This window comes from Roseateles sp. (assembly GCF_049240545.1).
In the GTDB taxonomy this organism is placed as follows: Bacteria; Pseudomonadota; Gammaproteobacteria; order Burkholderiales; family Burkholderiaceae_C; genus Paucibacter_A.
The window spans coordinates 1-3,879 of record NZ_JBMLSK010000276.1 but is presented as its reverse complement, the minus strand read 5'-3'; the positions used below and the strand labels follow the sequence as shown (position 1 = coordinate 3,879).

Annotated in this window: 3 protein-coding genes; all 3 read right to left on the bottom strand. The window is 60.2% G+C overall.

The features are described from left to right. Window positions 1-3,005 (bottom strand): host specificity protein J (locus ACOVRJ_RS17720; protein ID WP_422045157.1); only part of this gene is annotated, 3,005 nt, incomplete at its 3' end. Further along, a complete protein-coding gene (locus ACOVRJ_RS17715) occupies window positions 3,002-3,595 on the bottom strand; it encodes a tail assembly protein (RefSeq protein WP_422045156.1) in 594 nt (197 codons plus the stop codon). The genes ACOVRJ_RS17720 and ACOVRJ_RS17715, both read right to left, overlap by 4 nt. Further along, window positions 3,570-3,879: NlpC/P60 family protein (locus ACOVRJ_RS17710; protein ID WP_422045155.1), on the bottom strand; the 310-nt coding region annotated here is incomplete at its 5' end. The genes ACOVRJ_RS17715 and ACOVRJ_RS17710, both read right to left, overlap by 26 nt.

Genomic DNA, 3,879 nt, shown 5'->3' with positions numbered 1-3,879 from the left:
TGGAACCGGGCATCCACGTTGGCGATTGCACCGTCGTAGGCCCACTGGCGCCTGGCCGCATCACTGCTCCAAGGGAAATTGGCCTCCAGCCATGTGGTTCGGTCATCCACCGAGGCCCCGAGACTGTTGAGGAGAGTGTTCTGGGCGCGAACAGGCGAGACAAGATCGACTTCAAACAAGTACTCGGCTATCTGCGCCCCCGTGCTCATGCGCAAAACGTTGTGACCGTTGACCGATACGACCGAGGCAAAGTGCTTGGTACCCGGAAAGCCGAGCGCCTGCTCATCGCGCTCAAGAATCAGGTTGGCGTTTTGCGGTTGGGCAACCACGGTCGACACAAAGGTTGGCGTATCGCCGTAGATGCCGGGCGATGCGATGGCCTTGATCCAGAACTTGCGCTCGCCATCAAACCCAGATGGCAACGTGTAGCTCGTGGACTTGACCTCGGCGACAAAGAGAGAGGCATCCCAGGCCGCGCCCTCACGCAGTTCGTACCCGACGACTTCAGGCTCCGGATTGGGCTGCCAGCGAAACTCCAGCCGGTTGGCTGACTGGACCACATCGAGCTGGCGAACCGTCGAGGGCGCTTGCAGGCTCAGGACAAAGGTCGTCACATGGGCGCTGTAGTTCCCTGAGGTGTCGTAGGCTCGGATGTGATACGGGTACAGCCCGGCGGCGCTTTGGTCATGGACCATCTGCGTGCCAGCGGTTTTAGCGACAAGCTGGCCGTTGTCCCAGCCAGAACCCACACGGACCTCGTAGCCCGCGAGGTCAGCATCTTGGACTTCATCCCAGGTAATCAGCAGATCGGAGACCCGGCGCTGAACCAGGAAGCCGGTGACATCCGAAGGCGGCAGCGTCTTGCCCAGCACCGTGGCGCTGTAAGTTGCAGGCACGCTCTCCTTGCGGGTGATGCCGATGGCACGAAGGCTGAATTCATAAGCCCCCTCCTGCGCATCGCGGATTTCAACGTAATTGGCGCTGGTGAGCGGCAGACTGACAAAGTTGCCGCCGGCCACCCGGAAGGACAACCGGTAAGCGACTGCGGTCTGCACCTCATTCCATGAAACCTGCACCAGAACTTGCGCCTGATCTTTCACCCGGTAAAGGCTCTCCTGGACGCTAAGGCCGGTCGGTGCCGCAGGCATATCCGAGAGCACCGTGATCGAGCGAGGTTGTAACGCCAGCCCTTTTTCGATTGCATCGAATTTGCTTGGGTTGTGCGCCAGCGCGGTGACCTCATGCACGCCGGGATCACGCTCGGCAACCGCAACCACCCGAAATAGCTGCGGCTCGATGATCGAGGATGACAGCACCCAAATGGCACCTGGCTGAGGTGACGCGCTAAAGGGGATGGTCACCGTCAACGTCCGCCCCGAGATCGGCCCTACCAGGCGCTCTTCAATTGCCCCCGTAGGCAAGATCACAGACAAACGCCAGGGAAGATCCGCCGGAAGGTCTTGATCCAAGGTGACCGTGCTGGCAGATGCAGCGGCGACCCGCCCCCCAAGCCGCATACCACCTCGGACTGGGTCAGCCACTTTGATGACATCGCCTGGGCGTACCACAGCGCCCTCCAGTCCCGTGCGGAAGGTGACGATCTCGGATTCCGACTGCTCGGAGTACAAGAGCCATTTGCCCACGCGGTGCGCCTGTCCTCTGGAGGTGCAGCCAAGCGCCACCACCTCACTTTGCACGATGCCGTAGCGAGCAATGCCAGTGGCGTCCTCAACGTACTCCACCTTCTGACGGTAAAAATCTTCCGGATCATTCCAGGTGACCAAGGCCACGGTGTGGCGCGCTTTGGCAGAAGATCCTTGGTAAGCAAACTCGCCTTCAACCACGTTGCTGGGTGCGAACTGATAGACCGGATCAGCGGGGGCATCTTGCGTCACCGTGATGGCTCCGCCAGACCAGTACACCATTCCCCTAAAGATCGAGGCCATGTCCTGCACGACCTTGTAGGCTTGCTCCCGAGTCTGGAGATACAAGTTGCAGGTAAAGCGAGGCTCAAATCCGCCCAGGCCATTGGGCACCAGTTGATCGCAATACTGGGCTACTCGGTAGAGCGCCCACTTGTCGACCTGGGCCTCGGGGATATACCCACCCAGGCCATAGCGGGTACTGGTGACCAGGTCAAAAAAGCACCAGGCAGGGTTATCGGTCCAGGCGATCTTGAAGGTTCCGTTCCAAACCCCGCTGTAGGCCCGGGTGATGGGGTCGTAATTCACCGGGACCCGCACCCGTAGCAGCTTCATGTCATAGCTGCGCCGTGGAATGTTGGAAAACTGCGAGGCATCTACGCGAAGTGCCACCAGGGCGCTGTTGGGATACCTCAGCTTGCTCTCAATGACCTCCGTGTACGAGTCGAAGAACGTCTTGTTCTGAACCGCGCTGGATGTCGAGTCCGCAGTAATTCGACGCACCCGAATTTCCCAAGGGCCACTGCCAGTGAGCGGCACGTAGTAGCTGCGCTGGTACTTGGTAGTGGTCTTGCCGGAGATCGTGTCATTGACGATCTCAACGAAGCCACCGCCATTGACCTGCCGATCAATGGCGAAGTTGACCGAGCTCCCGTTCAGATCGCCGTTGGTCGTGTCTTGGTTCGTGAGCTGCGGCACACTCACCTTGATGCGGACAGCGTCCACATCCGGATCAGTGATGGACCGCACGATTGACTGACTGGCTTTGACCTCTACGCCGACAACCACCTCGTTCTCAACAGATGAGAACCCGGGCACATAGCTTTGCTGCTGGCTGCCGTTGCGGGTCTCCAGAGTGATGCCTGAGAAGTTGGCAGTGCCGTCAGCGTTCTGGATGGGCGTGTCGTCCAGGTAGACCGACTGAAGGCCATCGACCAACCCTTCAATCTCGCCCTCGGAGATGAGGTCAACCACCCGCGCATAGGCTTTTGATCGCAGGCTGTCGGGGGCCTCTTGCGCCACACGGGCGCTCCCTCCGCCTCCTTTACCGCCACCGCCAGCACCAATGATGAGCTTGGTCATGCAGCAATCTCGTCCACGTCGATCCCGGCACTGATCACGGCCGAGCCAACAATTAGCCGCCCATACCCAACAGGCACAGGATGCCCCTGAGCGGTCGTGTTGACCGCGCCATTGAAGCTGTAGCTGGGCTTGTTCTCAGGCCGCTCCGAGGGCTCGGTGGCCTTGGGCGTGGGGGCGATCATCTGCGCCACACCACCAAGAATCATGGCAGTACCCACCGAATAAAGCGTCGCCTGGGACAAAAACGCGCCCGACGCAGCCCAGCCCAGCGGGTTCCACCAGGCCACAGCCAGCAAGGCTGCGCCGAGCAATATCTGACCGAGGCCATTGCCACCCGCGCCAGAGACCACCGGTGCAATCGTGATGCGGTTTTGCCCCGTTGGCTCGTGCAGGCGTTCCAGCGTCAGTGCCTCACGGCCGGCCAGCACGCGGTATCCGACGCCGCGCTCGCCAGAGGACACCAGTTCCCGCTCAAAAGCAGGGAAATTGGCTACCAACGCCCGAATGGCCTCCGCAGCCGACGAAATGGCCAGGCTATGCCTGCGACCAAAGCGGCGCCCGAGTTCACCGAGAAGAATGACCGTGACCATATCTAAGGATGTGTGTTGTGACTTTTTGCCAGTAGCCGCCGTAGACATCACGACTGGAAAGACGCCCCTGCAAGTGATGAAGAATCAGCCCGTCTCCGAGGTAAACCGCTGCGTGATTCGGAACGCTTGATGCCACCTGCATCAGGAAGCAGTCGCCAGTCTGGAGATCGCTCGCGTCTACCGGAGAGAACCCAGCCTGAGAGAAGTTCTCCATGTAGAGGTTCTCACCGCGCTTCCACCAATCGTCAAAGCGCACGAAGTTGGGCAAATCCACCCCACGTTCT